Here is an 18,038-nt window from a genome sequence, read left to right on the forward strand (position 1 = left end):
AACCTTCCCCATGTCTGACCCGATCCTCTTCGAGGCCCTCTACCAGGGCGAACGGCACGTCGGCTTCGGCCTCCCCGAGCCGGGCACCGAGCAGACCCTGTACCGGGTCGCCGACGGGCAGCTCGCGGCGGCGTTCATCGCCACCGACGGCTCGGCGGACGCGATCAAGGCCGCCGTCACCGAAGGCGCCGAGACGGTCACCGTCACCGTCGGCGACCCGGAGGTGCGGCCGCTGCCGCCGCTGCTGCCGACGGCCACCGGGAACGCCCTGCTGAGCGGCTTCATGGGCACGCACAAGAAGAAGTGGGGCGGAAAGAGCGCCCCGGAGGGCGAGTTCACGCCGCCCAAGTGGTTCTTCAAGGGCTTCGGCGACTGGGTGCGGCTGCCGGGCGAGCCGCTGACCGTGCCCGCGAACCCGGTCGCCCTCATCGAGGAGCCCGAGGTCGCCCTCGTCTACGTCAACGACGCCGACGGCACCCCGCACTACGCGGGCTACACCTTCGGCAACGACCTGTGCGACATCGGCCTGCACCGCCAGGACCCCGGCTACAACCCGTACTGCAAGCTGTGCGACACCGCCCTCACGCCCTGGCTGTTCCTCGGCGAGCCGCCGGCCTCGGTGACCGGCCGGGTCACCATCGAGCGGGACGGCGCGACCGCCTGGGAGGGCAGCTTCGACTGCGGCGACGACGCCCTGTATTTCCGGATCCGGGACATGGCGGAGCACCTGTTCTCGTTCCCCGCGGTACGCCGGCCCGGACTGGTCAACTACGTTCTCCTGGGCGCCGATGAGGCCAGCTTCCACGACGGTTTCCGGATCGCCGACGGCGACCGCATCGCCATCGACGTCAAGAGCCACGGCGTGGCCTTCGACAACACGGTGCGGTACGTCTCCCCCGCTCCCCTCGTCTGAGAGGCAGGCCCCATGACCGCGGTCGTCAGAAAACAGGTGCACCTCGCGGCGCAGCTGCCCGGCATCCACAACGTGACCGTCTGGTCCGACCCGCGGTCACGGAGCCAGATCGCCCTCGACTCCTTCGTACGGCTCGCGCAGACCGCCGAACGCGGCAGGTTCGACTTCTTCTTCCTCGCCGAGGGACTGCGACTGCGCGAGCACAAGGGCGAGTTCTACGACCAGGACGTCGTGGGCCGCCCGGAGAACCTGACGATGCTCGCCACGCTCTCCGCCGTCACGAACCGGCTGGGACTGGCCGCCACCGTCAACGCCACCTTCAACGAGCCGTACGAGGTGGCGCGCAGGCTCGCGACCCTGGACCACCTCAGCGGCGGGCGGGCGGCCTGGAACGTGGTCACCAGCTTCGACGCGTTCACCGGCGAGAACTTCCGCCGGGGCGGCTTCCTCGCCGAGGCCGACCGTTACTCCCGGGCCGCCGAATTCCTGCGTGCGGCACGGGCGTTGTGGGACAGCTGGGCCGACGACGCGGTACGGGCGGACGCGCGGGCCGGGGAGTTCGCCGGCTCCGGCGCGGGTGCCTTCGCGCACCGGGGGCCCCACTTCGACATCTCGGGGCGGTTCAACACGCCGCGCGGCCCGCAGGGACACCCCGTGGTCATCCAGGCCGGGGAGTCCGACGCGGGGCGGGAGTTCGCCGCGCGGGACGCCGACGTCATCTTCAGCAAGTACAACACGCTCGACGAGGCCCGCGCCTTCTACCGGGACGTCAAGGGACGCCTGGCCCGCTACGGCCGCCGCCCCGAGGACCTGTTGGTCGTCCCCACGGCCACCGCTGTGGTCGCCGACACCGACGCGGAGGCCGTGGCATACGCCGAGGAGATCACCCGGGCCCAGGTGAGCCCGGGGACCGCGATCGCCCACCTGGAGGCGGTGTGGGGCCGTGACCTGTCGGCGTACGACCCGGACGGGCCGCTGCCCGACGTCGACCCGGAGCCCGACTCCCAGCTCCTGAAGGGGCATTCGGTATTCCGCAACAGCAGCCGCAGGGAGGAAACGGCACGGCGGTGGCGCAAGCTGGCCGAGGAGCGGGGGCTGAGCATCCGCGAGCTGGTCATCGAGGTCCACGGCGGCCAGACCTTCGTCGGGGGCCCGCGCACCGTCGCCGACGCCATCGACCACTTCGTGCAGAGCGACGGGGCCGACGGCTTCGTCCTCGTCCCGCATCTGACGCCCGGCGGCCTCGACGACGTGGTCGACCGGGTGGTGCCGCTGCTGCAGGAGAAGGGCGTCTTCCGCGAGGACTACACGGGGACGACGCTCCGGGACCACCTGGGCCTGCGCCCGCGCACCCGTACGTCCACCGAGGAGGACTCTTGACCGGCACCCCGCTGCACCTCGCCGCCGCCCTGGACGGCGCCGGCTGGCATCCGGCGGCCTGGCGCGCCGCGGGCGCCCGGCCCGGCGAGCTGTTCACGCCCGGATACTGGGCGGACCTGGTGGCCGAGGCCGAACGGGGCCTCCTCGACTTCGTCACCCTGGAGGACGCCCTGGGCCCGCAGTCCGCGGCCTTCCATCGCCCCGACGACCGCGTCGACCAGGTCCGGGGCCAGCTGGACGCGGTGCTGCTCGCGGCCCATCTGGCCCCGCTGACCACGCACATCGGCCTGGTCCCCACCACGAACGTCACGCACACCGAGCCGTTCCACCTCGCCATCGGCATCGCTACCCTCGACCACGCCGCCGAGGGCCGGGCCGGCTGGCGCCCGCAGATCTCCGCACGCGCCGCAGACGCCGCCCACTTCGGCCGCCGTACGACACCGCAGCTGACCGACGACGATGTGCGCGACCCTGAACTGATCGCGGCGCGGCTGCGACCGCTGTTCGCCGAGGCCGTCGACGTGGTGGAGGTGGCGCGGCGGCTGTGGGACAGCTGGGAGGACGACGCGGAGATACGGGACACTGCGACGGGCCGTTTCATCGACCGCGGCAAGCTGCACCACATCGGCTTCGAGGGCCCGCACTTCACCGTCAAGGGCCCCTCGATCACGCCACGTCCGCCGCAGGGCCAGCCGCTGGTCGTGAGCCTGGCGCACGCCTCGACGCCGTACGAGTTCGCGGCGCACGCCTCCGATGTCGTGTTCGTGACCCCGCACGACCGGCTGGGTGCCGGGGCGATCCTCGGGCAGGTCGACGAGGCGGTGGCGGCGGTGGGCCGGGACGTACGGGCCCGGCCGCTCAAGCAGTTCGCGGACCTGCTCGTCTTCCTGGACGACGAACCGGGCGCCGCCGCCCGCCGCAAGGCCTCCTTGGACGCGCTGGACGGCGCCGAACTCGCCTCGGACGCCGAGATCTTCACGGGCACGCCCGGCGACCTCGCCGACCTGCTGCTCGACTGGCGCACCGCCGGCCTAGACGGCTTCCGCCTGCGCCCCGGCGCCCTGCCGCACGACCTCGCCGCGATCACCCGTGCCCTGGTCCCGGAGTTGCAGCGCCGCGACGCGTTCCGCACCGCGTACGACGCCACGACCTTGCGCGGACACCTGGGTCTGGCACGCCCGAACAGCCGTTACGCGCACGTGAGTTGACCATCACACTGGCAGCCGGCGATCCCGTTCTCCGCCCGGCCGCTCCTTCAGCCAAGCCACGCTTTCCCCGACCAGGTCGAAGATGTCCGCCCCTTCGGCGATGCCGTCCGCCTCGATGATGTGCACGCGGATCGAGTCCCGGCCGGCGTCGAGCGCGTCCGCCAGGGCCACCGAGCCCTGCCCGGCGGCGACTTGGGGTTCGCCGCGTACCGCCGGGCCGTCCTTGACGTGGACGAGTTCGACGCGCTCGCCGAGCCTGGCGACCACCTCGGCGGGGACCTGGCCCGCGGTCTGCGCCCAGTAGAGGTCGACCTCGGCGACGACCGACGGGTCGAGGGCGTCCCACAGCACGTCGTAGCCGTAGCGGCCGTCCTCGATCGGGGTCCACTCCCAGTCGTGGTTGTGGTAGCCGACCCGCAGACCGTGGGCGGCCGCCGCCTCGGCCAGGGCGTTGAGCCGGTCGGCGTACCGGCCCACCCCGTCGGCCGAGACCAAGGCGTCACGTGTGAACCCGGGGAGGGCTTCGGGGGTGGAGGCGATGGCGATGGGCACGCCCGCCTCGGCCATCTCCTCGAAGAACCAGCCGGGATCCTCCGCGTCGGGCAGCCGGGCATGGGTCGAGGAGACCGTGAGGCCGGCGGCATCGATGTCGGCCTTGAGTGAGCGTGCTTCGGCGAGGCGCGCGGCACGGTTCAGCTCGCTGCGGCCGAGACGGAAGGGCTCCACCGAGGTCACCCCGAGGTCGGCGATCCTGGCGAGCGTCGCGGGACGGTCCTCCAAGACGTTCTTCAACGTGTAGAGCTGCAAGCCGATGGCCGGCATGCCAAGTTCCAATCTGTCGGGGCCACTTGGTCACTTCACCGCACCGGCGGTGAATCCGGTGATGAGGAAGCGCTGGAGCAGCAGGAATCCGGCGACCACCGGAACGGACACGACCAGCGAGGCGGCCATGACCTGGTTCCAGTAGACGTTTGCCTCGGTCGAGTAGGCCTGTAGGCCCACGGCCAGTGTGCGGGTCTGTGTGTCGGTGAGGACCGAGGCGAAGAGCACTTCGCCCCGGGCCGTCATGAACGCGTAGATGCACACGGCGACGATTCCCGGTCGCGGCGGGCACGATGACCTGCAGCAGGGTGCGCAGCGGTCCTGCGCCGTCCACCTTCGCCGCTTCGTCGAGGTCGCGCGGAACCGTGTCGAAGTACCGGACCAGCATCCACACCGCGAACGGCAACGAGAAGGTCAGGTACGTGACGATGAGCCCGGTACGGGTGCCGAAGTACTGCGCGAGCGGCACGGTGTGCCAGATGTCGATGAAGGACTGGATCGTCGGCGAGAACGGGATCCAGGTGACCTCGCCCTGTACGTCGGGGAGTGTCTTCAGCGACGAGGCGAGCATGACGTACAGCGGGGGTGCACGGAGATCAGGCCCCCCGCCGGCGGTGCCGAGCCGCCGAACAGAGCGAACGGGGTGCTGAAGTCGTTGAAGGTGTGCAGGAACATCACGAGGACCAGCACCTTGTTGACCGACGACAGCAGCGGCAGGGTGATCATCTGCAGTTGCCGCCACGGTCCCGATCATGCTGTTCGTGCCCAGCATCGAGGGCCTCTCCCACAACGAGGGCGAGTCCACGAACGACCAGGACATCAGCGCGGGCACCGACCTAGTGACCACGGTGGTCCACCGGCTCATGTCGGGCGCGCCGGACACGCCCGAGTGACGGGGATCTTCGCCGGCCTCCGAGTAGAGGCGCCTTGAGCGGCGTACTCAACCCCGAAGATCGGAAACAACCCACACGAAGAGGGCCCCCACAGGCTCTCGCCCGCGAAGACCCTTCGCACCGTCGGGACGACAGGATTTGAACCTGCGACCCCTTGACCCCCAGTTGCGGAGCCCTTGAGCGGCGTGCGATGGGGCGCTCTTCGAGGTCAGTGTCCAGCGTACTCAGCCGAGTAAAAGAGTCTGTGCACTCAGGCCTCCGCCGGACCGCCTCGCGCCTCGACTTCCGCTCATCGAGGGAACCGCAGCGAACTCTGACCTTTCCATCGTCTCGCTTGCCAAGAGCCAGCAATTCGGAACACGTATACGTTCCTTACACTCTGCGGCGACTCTGGCCAACATGCCGTCGAGACCCCATCTGGCAGTGCGAGTCGTTCAAAGGAACATCTTCGTCGAGCCCCTACCCTCCCAGCGGCCGCGGGTTGCGTCCTGGGAAGTGGTGTACGGGTTCAAAGCCTGATCCGGGGTCTGCCGGTGCGTGTACGAGATGGGCCGGCTGCCGGCCCCGGCAGTGCAGAGCGAGGGCTCCTGCCGGGAACCGGGTGCAGCCCGTTTCACGCGTCGATCTGCTTCGGAGGCTCGCCGCCCGAGATCTGGATCTTCCGCGGCTTGGCTTGCTCGGCCACCGGGATGCGGAGCGTAAGGACCCCGGCGGCGTACGAGGCGTCGATCCGCTCAGTGTCGAGGCTGTCGCCGAGGAACAGCTGACGGCTGCACGTCCCGGTCGGGCGTTCGGCCGCGATCAACTGTGCACCATCCGGTGAAAGCCCAGTTCAGGGTGGCCGGCCGTGCCCGCCGCCCTGGAAACCGTGACGGCGTGGAGGGCCCGGCGGCAGTGGACATCAGCACCCGGTCGGCGCCGTCGACGAACCGGCGCAGGCCGGCCTGGACAGTCCTCATGCCCCTTGCGGAGGCGGGCCGGGCCGGTGTCCGGGGAGGGTTTGCTCGACCCACGGGCGCAGGACGTCCGCGGGTGTCGCGCCGCCCCTCCGGGGGATGGCCTGCCCTTTGCGGAGCAACAGCAGGGTGAGCACCGCCTGTACCTCGAATCGCCGGGCCGGCCGGGGGGACTGGTCGACATCGACTCTGTGCCGGGCCGACCCGCAACGCCGGCCCTCCGGGTGTCCGCGGTCAGCGCCCGCCACACAGAATGATCTTCCAGACGCGCGTTGCCACCTGCAGATTGAGCCGGGTGTCCACATCCGCCAGGTCCCGGTCGCTGATCTCACGGATGCGCTGCAGCCGGTAGCGCAGGGTGCTGCGGTGGACCGTCAGCGCGACAGCCGCGTCATCGTAGTTGCCTCCCCAGTCGAAATAGCGCGTGAGCGTCTCCACCAACTGCGTGTCGTGCCGTGCGTCGTAGTCGATCAGCCGGCCGAGCCACTCTCGCACGAAGCCTTCGAGCTCCTGGAGATCGTTGCCGGGTCCCAGGATCCGGTACAGCCCGAGGTTGTCGAAGAACGTCGTCCCGCTGCGCTGGCGGGAGTTCTGCCGCACCTCCAGGGCCCGCAGTGCCTCCTGATAGCAACGGGGAACGCTGTCCGGAGAGTCGCAGCGGGTGCTCACCCCGATCGCTCCGTCGGGCGTCACCAGCTCATGGGCCAGCGCCGCGTGTACGGCATCGTGGTTGGGCATCGCTTCGGTCAGCAGAACCACCTGGTCGCCGCGACGGGTGATCAGCGGACGGGCCGCTGTCGTGGCCGTCGCTTGCTCGACAGCACGGGCGAAGCAGTCGCTTGCTGCGTTGCCCGGCGAATGCACCACGACGACATAATGGGTGCGTCGCAGGTCATGGCCGACGGCTTCGGCCCGGGCGTAGGCGCTCTTCCCGTCAGTACCCTCCAACAGGTCGTCGATCAGCTGGCGCCGCAGTCGCAGTTCGACCTCGGTGAGTTCGCGCATATGCATGAGCTCTTGGGCCAGCAACCGCTGGGCGTGATCCAAGGCGAACATGGTGTGCTCGTTGGCCGTCGCCTCGGGGTCCTCGACGGCGAGTACACCGAGGACGTCGCCGCGCGGCCGGGCCAGGGCGATCAGCCGGTCCTTGACTCTGACCGGGCCCGCTTCGCGCGCGACCTGCCGCAGCATCTCTTCCTGGTGGGTCTGGGACCGCACCGGATACGGGTCGGGCCGGTCGGGACCGGCCCAGGACCTCAGGTTGCCGAACCGGTCCTCGATGAGCGTCGGCAGCCCGGTGAGCTCGTACAGCGCTTGGGTGATGGCGTCCTCGCCGCCGCCCCGGGCAGTGACACGGGCGAGAGTCTCGTGCACGGTCCTCTGCAGATTCAGCTCGGAGCGCATTGTGTCCAACTGCCGCAGTGCGGTGTCCCGTTCGGTGCGGAGTCGGCTCAGTTCGCCGACGTCGTCGTGGTGCACGGTGCGCGTGCCCGCCAGTGACAGGGCCACCGATGTGAGCCCCATGAGGGTCGAGAGGAGGATGTGCCCATGCTCATCAGGCCGGGAGTGGGAGGAAACCACGATGTAGCCGAGCAGACCGCCGACTCCGCGCAGGCCGAACGCCCAGTTCCAGGACCGCTCTGGAAGGGATACGGAGCCGTCGGCCTCGCCCAACTCCTTCATCTGTGTGTCGTCGACCGTTGATGCTCCCGCGTCATGGCCGGGTACGCGGGACAAACCGTCGCCCGTCGCGAGGTATCCGGCCTCGGCGTGATAGGACCCAAGGGCACTGACATGCCGCATGGCCAACCGCACGATCTCACTCTGCTCCGCGCAGGTGAACAGGGTGTGGGACAGCACCAGCAGTCCGTGTGGGTCCAGCGCCGCGAGCGGACGGGGGTCGTGCCGTTCGGTGCCTGCGGTGTTGCTCGGGTGGCGCACCACTTCCTGGTCGGAGACGTGAGGGGACAGCCTCTGTGACGGATGGCGGGCCATAGATCACTCCATTTCCCCCGGTCATCGGAGGCCGTCGAGCGAGTTGCGGGATCCACGCCTGGGCAAGCCCTGAGCACCCAGCCTAGGCAAGGAAATGCGACTTGTCCCAATTTGGGACTTGTTCTCGTGGACCGACCGGCTGCGTCGATTTCCGACCTGCCGGGTGCAGGCGGAGCGCGCTGCTCTCTTGCCACTCTGGGCTTGTCAGGCATCGCCTGGAGCATCGGTGGCCATGGCAGGAAGGACTGGCTGATGGACGAGGAGGCCCGCAGGACCATCGCCTCGTACACGACCTACCGAGAGGCTGAACGCGCCGTCGATCACCTTTCCGATCCGGGTTTCCCGGTCCAGAGGCCGGCCATCAGGCAGGACGTGCGCCTGGTGGAGCAGATGACCGGCCGCATGGGACATGGCGGGGCCGCGCTGCACGGCGCGGCGAGCGGGGCACCGATCGGGGGGTCTCCGGGTTGCTCAACCGGCTGGACCTGCTCGTGTCGGGACTGCTACTCGCCCTGTACGGGCTGGTTCTCCGAGCACTCGTCGGCGCTCTGTCCGGCCTGCTGGTGAACGCGGCCCAGCGTGGCCGCCGGGACTTCGCCCCGGTGAGTTGCACGCAGCCCGGCCGGTACGACGTCGCCACCGACGAGGCGGTGCAGCTGCCGGCCGAGCTGCGCAGCGGGACCGGCACCAGCAGCGGGGCTCGGAAGGGCGGCCTCCCGCGGAGCGGTCCCGCCGCCACCTGAGCGAATGCGGAAGACCGGGCGCGACCCCGAGGGCAAACGGGGACCGTCCGTCGCGGAAGGAGTTCCTCATGGCCAAGGCAGTAGGCATCGACCTGGGCACCACGAACTCGGTGATCGCCGTCTGGGAGGGCGGCGAGCCGACAGTCGTGCCCAACACCGAGGGCAACCGCACGACACCGTCCGTGGTGGCCTTCACCGACACCGGCGAGCGCCTGGTGGGCCAGCTGGCCCGCCGCCAGGCGATCCTCAACCCCAAGGGCACCATCTACTCGGCCAAGCGGTTCATCGGCCGGCACTTCGACGAGATCTCCGAAGAGGCCAGGGCCGTCGCGTACGACGTGGTCGAGGGAGACGGCGCCGCCGCCCGCTTCAAGGTGCGCGACAAGCTCTACGCGCCCGAGGAGATCAGCGCGCAGGTGCTGCGCAAGCTCGCCGACGACGCCTCCAAGCAGCTGGGAGAGCGGGTCACGGAGGCGGTCATCACGGTGCCCGCCTACTTCAACGACGCCCAGCGCACCGCTACCAAGGACGCCGGACGGATCGCCGGCCTGGAAGTGCTGCGGATCATCAACGAGCCGACCGCGGCCGCTCTCGCCTACGGCATGGACAAGAAGGAGCACGAAACCGTGCTCGTCTTCGACCTGGGCGGCGGCACCTTCGACGTCAGCATCCTCGACGTCGGCGACGGCGTGGTGGAAGTACGGTCCACGGCGGGCGACAGCCATCTGGGCGGCGACGACTTCGACCGCCGGCTGGTCGACCAGCTCGCCGACGGCTTCCAGAAGGAGAACGGCATCGACCTGCGCCAGGACCCCCAGGCGCTGCAACGCCTGTTCGAGGCCGCCGAGAAGGCCAAGACCGAGCTCAGCTCGGTGACCCAGACGCAGATCAGCCTGCCGTTCATCACGGCCGACGCCTCCGGGCCCAAGCACCTGACCACGACGATCATGCGGTCCACGTTCGAGCAGATCACCGGCGACCTGGTGGAGCGCTGCCTGGGCCCGGTACGGCAGGCCATGGACGACGCCAAGGTCAGTGACAGCGACATCGACGAGGTCATCCTCGTCGGCGGCTCCACCCGCATCCCCGCCGTCCAGGCCCTGGTGCGGAGGCTGACCGGCGGCAAGGAACCCAACATGAGTGTCAACCCCGACGAGGTCGTGGCGCTGGGTGCCGCGATCCAGGCGGGGGTCCTCAAGGGCGAGGTCAAGGACGTCCTGCTGCTCGACGTCACCCCTTTGTCGCTGGGTGTGGAGACACGCGGCGGCGTGATGACGAAGATCGTCGAGCGGAACACCACCATCCCGGTACGCCGCACCGAGACCTTCTCCACCGCCGAGGACAACCAGCCCGCCGTCGACGTCGTCGTCCTGCAGGGCGAGCGTGAGAGGGCCGCCGACAACCGGGTCCTGGGTCGGTTCCAGCTCACCGACATCCGCCCCGCGCCGCGCGGCGAGCCGCAGGTCGAGGTCACCTTCGACGTCGACGCCAACGGCATCCTCAACGTCACCGCGCGGGACAAGGACACCGGCAAGGAGCAGGGCATCACCATCAGCGAGAGCTCCAACCTGGACCGCAGCGAGGTCGAGCGGATGGTCCAGGAGGCCGAACACAACCGCGGCCAGGACCAGGCCCTGCGCGAGGCAGTCGACGCCCGCAACGAACTGGACGCCATCGCCTACCAGGTCGAAAAGCGCCTCGGCGAGCTCGGCGACGCCGCACCCGCACATGAGAAGGCCCGCGCCGAGATGCTGGTGGCCGAGGCTCGCGAGGCGGTCAAGAACGAGGCCGGGGTGGACAAGGTCCGGCCGCTGGCATCCGAACTCCAGCAGGTCTTCGCGGGGCTCGCGGCCCACCAGGCGGGATCCGCCGCGGGCGGTCCGGCGGGCACCGGCTCACCGGACGGATCCGGGGCCGCGCCGGGCGGCGCCGAGGGCGGCGACGATGTGATCGACGCCGAATTCGACAAGGGCTGAGGTGCCCGCCATGCCCATCCCACCCCAGGGCCGAGAGCCCGACCCGCCGCCGGAAGGCGCCGTACAGCCGCCGCGCGGGGACCTTGCACAGCCTCGACCGCCGACCGAGGAGGCCGAGCCGTCGCCCGACGCCGCAACCGGCAGCGCCACACCCGACGACGAATCCTCGGCCGCGTTGCGAGAGGCCGAGGACCGCTGGCGCCGCGCCCTGGCCGACCTCGACAACCTGCGCAAACGCCACGCCAGGGAGCTGGAGCGGGAGGCCGCGGCCGAACGCGCCCGTACGGCTGCGGCCTTCCTGCCCGTCATCGACAACTTGGAACTTGCCCTGAGCCACGCGGCCGCCGACCCCGGTGCGATTGTCGAAGGTGTCCGGGCTGTGCGTGACCAGGCCGTGAACGTCCTGGAGCGGCTGGGCTACCCGCGCCACGCAGAGAGGGGTGTGGCGTTCGACCCGTCCCGGCACGAGGTGGTCGGCGTGGTCCAGGATCCCGATGCCGATCCGAACACCGTGGTCCAGGTGGTGCGACCCGGCTACGGGGAGGCCGAGCGGCAGCTGCGGCCGGCCGCCGTGACCGTCGCCAAGCGGGAGTGACCGTCCATGTCACGCGACTTCTACGAGGTGCTCGGCGTTCCGCGTACCGCCGACCGGGACGAGATCCAGCGGGCCTATCGCACCCTGGCCCGCAGGTACCACCCCGACGTCAACAAGGACCCCCAGGCCGAGGAGCGGTTCAAGGAGATCAACGAGGCCTTCAGCGTCCTGTCCGATCCGGAGCAGCGAGCCCGGTACGACCGCTTCGGCGAGGACTTCCGGAAGGTCCCGGAAGACTGGGAGGAGCGGGTCGCCGCCGGCGCCGGAGCCGGCAGCGGCTTCCGGTGGACCGCTGGCGGCGATCCCCGGGCGCGCTACTCCACGGCAGGCTTCGAGGGCGAGGGGATCGACGTCGAGGATCTGTTCGGTTCGCTGTTCGGCGGTGCCGGGCGGATGCGTGTGCCCGGCGCCGACCAGGAGGCCGAACTGCCACTCACCGTCGAGGAGGCCTATCGGGGCGGCCGCCGTACGGTCACCCTCGCCGGGCCGGCCGGGCAACGGCGCTACCAGGTCGACGTGCCGCCCGGCACCACCGACGGGCAGCGCATCCGGCTGGCCGGGGAGGGCGGGCGCGGGAGCGGCGACGACGCTCCCGCCGGGGACCTGTACCTGAGGGTGCGGATCCGGCCGCACCCCGAGTTCCGCCTCGACGGCCGGGACGTCCACGTGACGCTTCCGGTTACCCCGTGGGAGGCGGCGCTGGGCGCGACCGTACCGGTGCCCACTCCGAGCGGCGCCACGGCGAAGGTGACCGTGCCCGCCGGGTCCTCCAGCGGACGGCGTCTGCGGCTGCGCGGCGAGGGCATGCCGGGCCCGCGCGGCGCGAACGGAGACCTGTACGCGGAGCTGCGGATCATGGTGCCGCCACGGCTGAGCGACCGGGAGCGCGAGCTGCTGGAGGAACTTGCCGCTGTCTCCTCGTTCGACCCCAGGAGGACCTGATGAGCGACCGACCGGCCGAGGCCCGCCCGTCCCGCGCACGCACGACCGAGGTGGGCGTGAAGTACGCGATCGTGCCAGTGCCCGTGCTCTCCCTGGAGGCCGTGGCCCGCAGCTCAGGCCTCCATCCCGACCTGATCCGTCGGTTCGTCGCCCTCGGACTGGTGGACGCCGGCCTCGACGCCTCCGGACGGATGGTGTTCGCTCCCACGGCTCCGGCCGCCCTGGCCCGCGTCCAGCGGTTGCGCACAGGGCTGTGCCTGAACTACGCATCCATCGGTCTGGTGCTCGACCTGCTCGACCACATCAGCTTGCTCGAAGCCGCGCTGCGGCGTGCAGGCATGAGGAGTGATCTACCACCATGGACATGAACCGCCTGACCCAGAAGTCCCAGGAAGCCCTGCAGGAGGCCCAGAGCGCCGCCGGCCGACTGGGGCACACCGAGGTCGACGGCGAGCATCTGCTGCTCGCCCTCCTCGACCAGGAGGAGGGCCTGATCCCGCGGTTGCTGCAGCAGACGGGCACCGAGCCCAAGGAGTTGCGTGCGGCCGTACGCGAGGAGCTCTCCCGCCGGCCCAAGGTGACCGGCCCGGGCGCGACGCCGGGCCAGGTCTTTGTCACCCAGCGCCTCGCCCGGTTGCTGGACGCGGCCGAGCGGGAGGCCAAACGCCTCAAGGACGAGTACGTGTCCGTGGAACACCTGCTGCTGGCCCTGGCCGAGGAGGGCTCGGCGACCGCCGCCGGGCATCTGCTGAAGGAGCATGGCGTGACCCGGGAGTCCTTCCTCGGCGCGCTCACCCAGGTCCGCGGCAACCAGCGCGTGACCTCTGCCAACCCCGAAGTGGCTTACGAGGCCCTGGAGAAGTACGGGCGTGACCTGGTTGCCGAGGCCAGGGCCGGGCGGCTCGACCCCGTCATCGGCCGGGACGCCGAGATCCGCCGCGTCACCCAGATCCTCAGCCGCAAGAGCAAGAACAACCCCGTCCTGATCGGCGACCCCGGCGTCGGCAAGACCGCCATCGTCGAGGGCCTGGCCCAGCGCATCGTTCGCGGCGACGTCCCCGAAGGCCTGCGCGACAGGACGGTGTTCGCCCTCGACATGGGCTCGCTCGTGGCGGGCGCCAAGTACCGCGGCGAGTTCGAGGAACGTCTCAAGGCCGTGCTGAGCGAGGTCAAGGCCGCCGGGGGGCGGATCCTGCTCTTCGTCGACGAGTTGCACACGGTCGTCGGCGCGGGCGCCGCCGAGGGCGCCATGGACGCGGGCAACATGCTCAAGCCCATGCTGGCGCGCGGCGAACTGCACATGATCGGCGCGACCACCCTGGACGAGTACCGGCAGCACATCGAGAAGGACGCCGCCCTCGAACGCCGCTTCCAGCAGGTACTGGTCGAGGAACCCAGCGTGGAGGACACCATCTCCATTCTGCGCGGCCTGCGCGAACGCCTTGAGGTCTTCCACGGTGTCAAGATCCAGGACACCTCGCTGGTCGCGGCGGCGACGCTCTCCCACCGCTACATCACCGACCGTTTCCTGCCCGACAAGGCCATCGACCTCGTCGACGAGGCCTGTGCCCGGCTGCGTACGGAGATCGACTCCATGCCCGCCGAACTCGACGAGATCACCCGCCGGGTGACCCGCCTGGAGATCGAGGACGCGGCCCTGTCCAAGGAGACCGACCCCGCCAGCAAGGCCCGCCTGGAGGAACTGCGCAGGGAACTGGCCGACCTGCGCGGCGAGGCTGACGCCAAGCACGCCCAGTGGGAGGCCGAACGGCAGGCGATCCGCCGCGTGCAGGAGCTGCGTCAGGAACTGGAGCAGGTCCGCCACGAGGCGGAGGAGGCCGAACGCGCCTACGACCTCAACCGCGCCGCCGAACTCCGCTACGGCCGCCTCCAGGGCCTGGAGCGCCGACTCGCCGCAGAGGAGGAGCAACTGGCCGTCAAACAAGGGCAGAACCGGCTGCTGCGCGAGGTCGTCACCGAGGAGGAGATCGCCGAGATCGTCGCCGCCTGGACCGGCATCCCCGTCTCCCGCCTCCAGGAGGGCGAACGCGAGAAACTGCTGCGCCTCGACGACATCCTGCGCGAGCGCGTCATCGGCCAGGACGAGGCCGTCAAGCTCGTCACCGACGCCATCATCCGCGCCCGCTCCGGCATCCGCGACCCTCGCCGCCCCATCGGCTCGTTCATCTTCCTCGGCCCCACCGGCGTCGGGAAGACCGAGCTGGCCAAGACCCTCGCCCGGACCCTGTTCGACTCCGAGGAGAACATGGTCCGCCTCGACATGAGCGAGTACCAGGAGCGGCACACCGTCAGCCGGCTCATGGGCGCACCGCCCGGATACGTCGGCTACGAGGAGGGCGGCCAGCTCACCGAGGCCGTACGCCGCAAGCCGTACTCGGTCGTGCTGTTCGACGAGATCGAGAAGGCGCACACCGATGTCTTCAACACCCTGCTGCAGATCCTCGACGACGGCCGCATCACCGACGCACAGGGCCGCACGGTCGACTTCCGCAACACCGTGATCATCATGACGTCCAACATCGGCTCCGAGCACCTCCTCGACGGCGCCACCGCCGAGGGGGAGATCAAGCCGGACGCCCGCGCCCTGGTGATGGGCGAGCTGCGCGGGCACTTCCGCCCGGAGTTCCTCAACCGCGTCGACGACATCGTGCTGTTCAAGCCGCTCGGTGAGCGGCAGATCGAGCGGATCGTGGAGCTGCAGTTCGACGAGCTGCGGCAGCGGCTCGCCCAACGCCGCATCACCGTCGAACTCACCGATGCGGCTCGCGAGTTGATCGCCCACCAGGGCTACGACCCGGTGTACGGGGCCCGGCCGCTGCGGCGTTACATCTCCCACGAGGTCGAGACACTGGTCGGACGCGCCCTGCTGCGCGGCGACGTCCAGGACGGCGCGACGGTGCGCGTCGACGCCGAGCACGCAGAGCTAGTGGTCACCTACGACCGGCCCGAGGACGTGAAGGGAGCGAGGGCGGCATGAGTACCGTGCAGGCCACCAACGTCACCTGTCCGCACTGCGGGCGCACCAACCGGGTACCCGTGGCCGCCGAGGGCCGTCCCAGGTGCGGCAACTGCAAGCAGCCTCTGCCGTGGATGGCCGACGCGGGCGACGACGACTTCACCGAGGTCGTCGAGCAGGCCACCGTGCCCGTCGTCGTGGACCTGTGGGCCACCTGGTGCGGCCCCTGTCGCATGGTGAGCCCCGCGCTGGAGAAGGTCGCCGCCGATCTCGCGGGAACGATCAAGCTGGTCAAGGTCGACATCGACAAGAACCCGCGCCTGGCGCGGCGGTTCGAGGTCCAGGCCGTACCGACGCTGCTGGTCCTCGACAAAGGACGGACCATCGCCCGGCAGGCGGGTGCCGCACCTGCCCCTGCCCTGCGGCGGTGGGTGGAACAGTCGATCGCCGGCCGCGAACCGGCCGGGAAAGGATGATCGGCCATGACCGTACGGACCGACCCCCACCTCGCCCTCGTACGCCCCGTCACCCCGCGCGCCCCGGGATGCGAGGAATGCCTGGCCACGCACTCCCCCTGGGTCCACCTCAGGCTCTGCCTGACCTGCGGCCACGTCGGCTGCTGCGATTCCTCTCCGAACCGGCACGCCCGCCGTCACGCCGCCGCCGACGGCCATCCGATCGTGGCGTCGCTGGAGCCCGGCGAGGACTGGCGGTGGTGCTACGTCCACGAGGCGTTCGTGTGATGCCCGGCGACGAGACGCGGACGGGCGAAGCGCCCGTGCCGGAGGAGGCGGAGGAGAGCGTCCCCTTCGAGACCCCCGACATCTACGGCGCCTATCCCCGCCTGCCGGACGACACGATGGCCCGTCTGGCCCAGCATGGCCGCAGGCGCCCGGTGGACGCCGGTGACGTGCTGATCCGGGAGGGCGAGCGGTGCGAGACGTTCTACGTCGTCCTCAGCGGCTCGGTCGCCATCGTCGAGGGCTACGGCACGCCCGGTGAACGCCTGCTCCGGGTGCACGGCCCTGGCCGCTTCATCGGCGAACTCGGCCTCCTGAACGGACAGGTGGCCTTCTACACCGCCGTGGTCAGGGACCCCGGCGAGATCCTCGCCCTGTCCATGGACCAGCTGCGTGACCTGGTGACCCGGGACTCCACCCTCGGTGACGTGGTGCTGCGCGCCTGCCTGGGCCGCCGTGCCCTGCTCGTCGGACAGGGCGCCGGTTTCCGCATCATCGGCTCGCGCTACTCGCCCGACACCCGGCGGCTGCGCGAGTTCGCCGCCCGCAACCGGCTGCCGCACCGCTGGATCGATCTGGAGTCGGACTCGGAGGCCGAGGCGCTGCTGCGCCGCTTCGCGGTCGGTCCGGAGCAGACGCCGCTGGTGATCTGGCGGGACACGACACTGCTGCGCAATCCGAGCAACGCCGAACTGGCCCGGTTGATCGGCCTGCCGCCCCTGCCGTCGGGCAACGGCCGCGACGATCTCCTGATCGTCGGCTCCGGACCGGCCGGTCTCGCCGCCGCGGTGAACGCCGCCTCGGAGGGCCTCGGCACGACCGTGGTCGAGGCGATGGCCACCGGCGGCCAGGCCGGGACGTCCTCCCGCATCGAGAACTGCTTCGGCTTCCCCTCCGGCATCTCCGGCGCCGAACTCACCGAGCGCGGGGTGCTCCAGGCGGGCAAGTTCGGTGCCCGGATCAGTGTCCCGGCGGAGGCGGCCCGGCTCGAACGGCGGGACGGCCACTACGCCGTCGGGTTCGCCGACGGCAGCGAGATCACCGCCCGTACCGTCGTCCTGGCCACCGGCGCCCATTACCGCCGCCTCCATGTGCCCGGCATCGAGCCGTTGGAGGGCACGGGCGTCCACTACTCGGCGACCGTCTACGAGGCCCAGCAGTGCCGTACCGACCCGGTGGCGGTTGTCGGCGGCGGCAACTCCGCGGGCCAGGCCGTGCTCTTCCTGGCCGGGTACGCACCGCAGGTGTACCTGCTCGTCCGTGCGCCGAGCCTCGATGCGCACATGTCCCGCTACCTGATCGATCAGATCGAGCGCCACCCGCGGGTGCGCGTCCTGCTGCACACCGAGGTGACGGAGGCACTCGGCGACAAGGCGCTGGAGGCGGTCACCGTGGTCGACCACCGTACGGGCGAGCACCGCCACCTCGAGGTGCGGGCCCTGTTCGTCTTCACCGGCGCCGACCCTCACACCGAGTGGCTGTCCGGCGCGCTCGCCCTCGACGCACGCGGCTACGTGCTCACCGGCGCGGAGGCACAAGCCTGCTCCGTTCCCGAACTATGGCAGAGCCAGGGCCGCGACTGCCTGACCTTGGAGACCAGCCTGCCTGGCGTCTTCGCCGCCGGCGACGTCCGCAGCGGCTCGGTGAAGCGCGTGGCCTCCGCGGTCGGCGAAGGCGCGATGAGCATCCACTTCGTGCACCGCTACCTGGACCACACGGCCGCGCCAGGCGGCAGCGACAGCTCCCCGCACATCCGTCCGAAGGAGTCCGCTTGGCTCGCGTGACACCCAGCGGGCGACGAGATCACAAGACGGAGAATGCGGCGAGGGGAATGGCCACGCCCGTCCGGCGCCACCGTGGTGGCGGAATGCAGGACAGGCCCCTTGGCAATGACGTTC

General features: G+C 70.5%; 16 protein-coding genes and 3 pseudogenes. 14 read left to right on the top strand and 5 right to left on the bottom strand.

Going from position 1 to position 18,038, the window contains the following annotated elements; genetic code table 11:
- Positions 1–10: 10 nt before the first annotated feature.
- The 3 genes from OG246_RS35580 to OG246_RS35590 are packed head-to-tail and all read left to right on the top strand — an operon-like array spanning position 11 to position 3,501.
- The gene (locus OG246_RS35580; protein WP_266472843.1) at positions 11–913 is read left to right on the top strand and encodes a fumarylacetoacetate (FAA) hydrolase; all 903 of its coding nucleotides are present in this window, start codon (positions 11–13) and stop codon (positions 911–913) included.
- 12 nt (positions 914–925) lie between these two features.
- Positions 926–2,293: an NtaA/DmoA family FMN-dependent monooxygenase gene (locus tag OG246_RS35585; RefSeq protein WP_266472845.1), complete on the top strand. Its 1,368-nt coding sequence runs from the start codon at positions 926–928 to the stop codon at positions 2,291–2,293.
- Positions 2,290–3,501 carry an LLM class flavin-dependent oxidoreductase gene (locus OG246_RS35590; protein ID WP_266472848.1) on the top strand — a complete coding sequence of 404 codons (1,212 nt, stop codon included), beginning with the start codon at positions 2,290–2,292 and terminating at the stop codon, positions 3,499–3,501. The genes OG246_RS35585 and OG246_RS35590 overlap by 4 nt, the downstream gene beginning before the upstream one ends.
- A gap of 3 nt (positions 3,502–3,504) precedes the next feature.
- On the opposite strand, the gene OG246_RS35595 is transcribed toward OG246_RS35590, so the two are convergent.
- From OG246_RS35595 to OG246_RS35605, 3 genes and pseudogenes are all read right to left on the bottom strand, one after another.
- Positions 3,505–4,323, bottom strand: a complete 819-nt coding sequence (locus tag OG246_RS35595; RefSeq protein ID WP_266472849.1) for a sugar phosphate isomerase/epimerase — start codon at positions 4,321–4,323, stop codon at positions 3,505–3,507.
- Between the two features lie 30 nt (positions 4,324–4,353).
- A pseudogene (locus OG246_RS35600) lies at positions 4,354–4,906 on the bottom strand (carbohydrate ABC transporter permease); the annotation flags it as partial.
- Between the two features lie 2 nt (positions 4,907–4,908).
- Positions 4,909–5,073 (bottom strand): annotated as a pseudogene (locus OG246_RS35605) (sugar ABC transporter permease); the annotation flags it as partial.
- A 2-nt stretch (positions 5,074–5,075) separates the two neighbouring features.
- On the opposite strand from OG246_RS35605, the gene OG246_RS35610 reads away from it, so the two are divergent.
- Entirely contained in the window at positions 5,076–5,216 is a 141-nt protein-coding gene (locus OG246_RS35610) for a hypothetical protein (RefSeq protein WP_266472851.1), read from the top strand.
- 613 nt (positions 5,217–5,829) lie between these two features.
- On the opposite strand, the pseudogene OG246_RS35615 reads toward OG246_RS35610, so the two are convergent.
- Positions 5,830–6,039, bottom strand: a pseudogene (locus OG246_RS35615) (Hsp20/alpha crystallin family protein); the annotation flags it as partial.
- 367 nt (positions 6,040–6,406) lie between these two features.
- Positions 6,407–8,167 (bottom strand): CdaR family transcriptional regulator, encoded by a 1,761-nt coding sequence (locus OG246_RS35620; RefSeq protein ID WP_266472853.1) that lies wholly within the window; start codon positions 8,165–8,167, stop codon positions 6,407–6,409.
- A gap of 252 nt (positions 8,168–8,419) precedes the next feature.
- Between OG246_RS35620 and OG246_RS42850 the strand changes: the two genes are divergently transcribed.
- The 10 genes from OG246_RS42850 (at position 8,420) to OG246_RS35665 (ending at position 17,924) form a co-directional block, all read left to right on the top strand.
- A complete protein-coding gene (locus OG246_RS42850; protein WP_323178380.1) occupies positions 8,420–8,734 on the top strand; it encodes a general stress protein in 315 nt (104 codons plus the stop codon).
- On the top strand, positions 8,659–8,910 hold the full coding sequence (locus tag OG246_RS35625) for a hypothetical protein (protein ID WP_266472855.1): 252 nt from the start codon (positions 8,659–8,661) through the stop codon (positions 8,908–8,910). The genes OG246_RS42850 and OG246_RS35625 overlap by 76 nt, the downstream gene beginning before the upstream one ends.
- A gap of 68 nt (positions 8,911–8,978) precedes the next feature.
- Positions 8,979–10,886, top strand: a complete 1,908-nt coding sequence (dnaK, locus tag OG246_RS35630; protein WP_266472856.1) for a molecular chaperone DnaK — start codon at positions 8,979–8,981, stop codon at positions 10,884–10,886.
- A 10-nt stretch (positions 10,887–10,896) separates the two neighbouring features.
- Positions 10,897–11,481: a nucleotide exchange factor GrpE gene (gene grpE, locus OG246_RS35635; RefSeq protein ID WP_266472857.1), complete on the top strand. Its 585-nt coding sequence runs from the start codon at positions 10,897–10,899 to the stop codon at positions 11,479–11,481.
- A gap of 6 nt (positions 11,482–11,487) precedes the next feature.
- Entirely contained in the window at positions 11,488–12,423 is a 936-nt protein-coding gene (locus OG246_RS35640; protein ID WP_266472858.1) for a J domain-containing protein, read from the top strand.
- Positions 12,423–12,791, top strand: coding sequence for a chaperone modulator CbpM (locus OG246_RS35645; RefSeq protein WP_266472860.1), 369 nt, complete (start codon positions 12,423–12,425; stop codon positions 12,789–12,791). Before OG246_RS35640 ends, OG246_RS35645 begins: the two co-directional genes overlap by 1 nt.
- A complete protein-coding gene (gene clpB / locus OG246_RS35650) occupies positions 12,782–15,421 on the top strand; it encodes an ATP-dependent chaperone ClpB (RefSeq protein ID WP_266472861.1) in 2,640 nt (879 codons plus the stop codon). The genes OG246_RS35645 and clpB overlap by 10 nt, the downstream gene beginning before the upstream one ends.
- On the top strand, positions 15,418–15,876 hold the full coding sequence (gene trxA, locus OG246_RS35655; protein ID WP_266472863.1) for a thioredoxin: 459 nt from the start codon (positions 15,418–15,420) through the stop codon (positions 15,874–15,876). Before clpB ends, trxA begins: the two co-directional genes overlap by 4 nt.
- Before the next feature lie 6 nt (positions 15,877–15,882).
- Positions 15,883–16,143, top strand: a complete 261-nt coding sequence (locus OG246_RS35660; RefSeq protein WP_266472865.1) for a UBP-type zinc finger domain-containing protein — start codon at positions 15,883–15,885, stop codon at positions 16,141–16,143.
- A complete protein-coding gene (locus OG246_RS35665; protein WP_266472867.1) occupies positions 16,143–17,924 on the top strand; it encodes an FAD-dependent oxidoreductase in 1,782 nt (593 codons plus the stop codon). Before OG246_RS35660 ends, OG246_RS35665 begins: the two co-directional genes overlap by 1 nt.
- Positions 17,925–18,038 lie beyond the last annotated feature (114 nt).

The organism is Streptomyces sp. NBC_00620 (assembly GCF_026341825.1).
Taxonomy (GTDB): Bacteria; Actinomycetota; Actinomycetes; order Streptomycetales; family Streptomycetaceae; genus Streptomyces.

What these genes read in the sequence shown, in the direction of transcription:
- OG246_RS35580 (WP_266472843.1), top strand. Translation starts at nt 11, where the DNA reads ATGTCTGACCCGATCCTCTTCGAGGCCCTCTACCAGGGCGAACGGCAC.
- OG246_RS35585 (WP_266472845.1), top strand. Translation starts at nt 926, where the DNA reads ATGACCGCGGTCGTCAGAAAACAGGTGCACCTCGCGGCGCAGCTGCCC.
- OG246_RS35595 (WP_266472849.1), bottom strand. Translation starts at nt 4,323, where the DNA reads ATGCCGGCCATCGGCTTGCAGCTCTACACGTTGAAGAACGTCTTGGAG.
- OG246_RS35610 (WP_266472851.1), top strand. Translation starts at nt 5,076, where the DNA reads ATGCTGTTCGTGCCCAGCATCGAGGGCCTCTCCCACAACGAGGGCGAG.
- OG246_RS35620 (WP_266472853.1), bottom strand. Translation starts at nt 8,167, where the DNA reads ATGGCCCGCCATCCGTCACAGAGGCTGTCCCCTCACGTCTCCGACCAG.
- OG246_RS42850 (WP_323178380.1), top strand. Translation starts at nt 8,420, where the DNA reads ATGGACGAGGAGGCCCGCAGGACCATCGCCTCGTACACGACCTACCGA.
- dnaK (WP_266472856.1), top strand. Translation starts at nt 8,979, where the DNA reads ATGGCCAAGGCAGTAGGCATCGACCTGGGCACCACGAACTCGGTGATC.
- grpE (WP_266472857.1), top strand. Translation starts at nt 10,897, where the DNA reads ATGCCCATCCCACCCCAGGGCCGAGAGCCCGACCCGCCGCCGGAAGGC.
- OG246_RS35640 (WP_266472858.1), top strand. Translation starts at nt 11,488, where the DNA reads ATGTCACGCGACTTCTACGAGGTGCTCGGCGTTCCGCGTACCGCCGAC.
- OG246_RS35645 (WP_266472860.1), top strand. Translation starts at nt 12,423, where the DNA reads ATGAGCGACCGACCGGCCGAGGCCCGCCCGTCCCGCGCACGCACGACC.
- clpB (WP_266472861.1), top strand. Translation starts at nt 12,782, where the DNA reads ATGGACATGAACCGCCTGACCCAGAAGTCCCAGGAAGCCCTGCAGGAG.
- trxA (WP_266472863.1), top strand. Translation starts at nt 15,418, where the DNA reads ATGAGTACCGTGCAGGCCACCAACGTCACCTGTCCGCACTGCGGGCGC.
- OG246_RS35660 (WP_266472865.1), top strand. Translation starts at nt 15,883, where the DNA reads ATGACCGTACGGACCGACCCCCACCTCGCCCTCGTACGCCCCGTCACC.
- OG246_RS35665 (WP_266472867.1), top strand. Translation starts at nt 16,143, where the DNA reads ATGCCCGGCGACGAGACGCGGACGGGCGAAGCGCCCGTGCCGGAGGAG.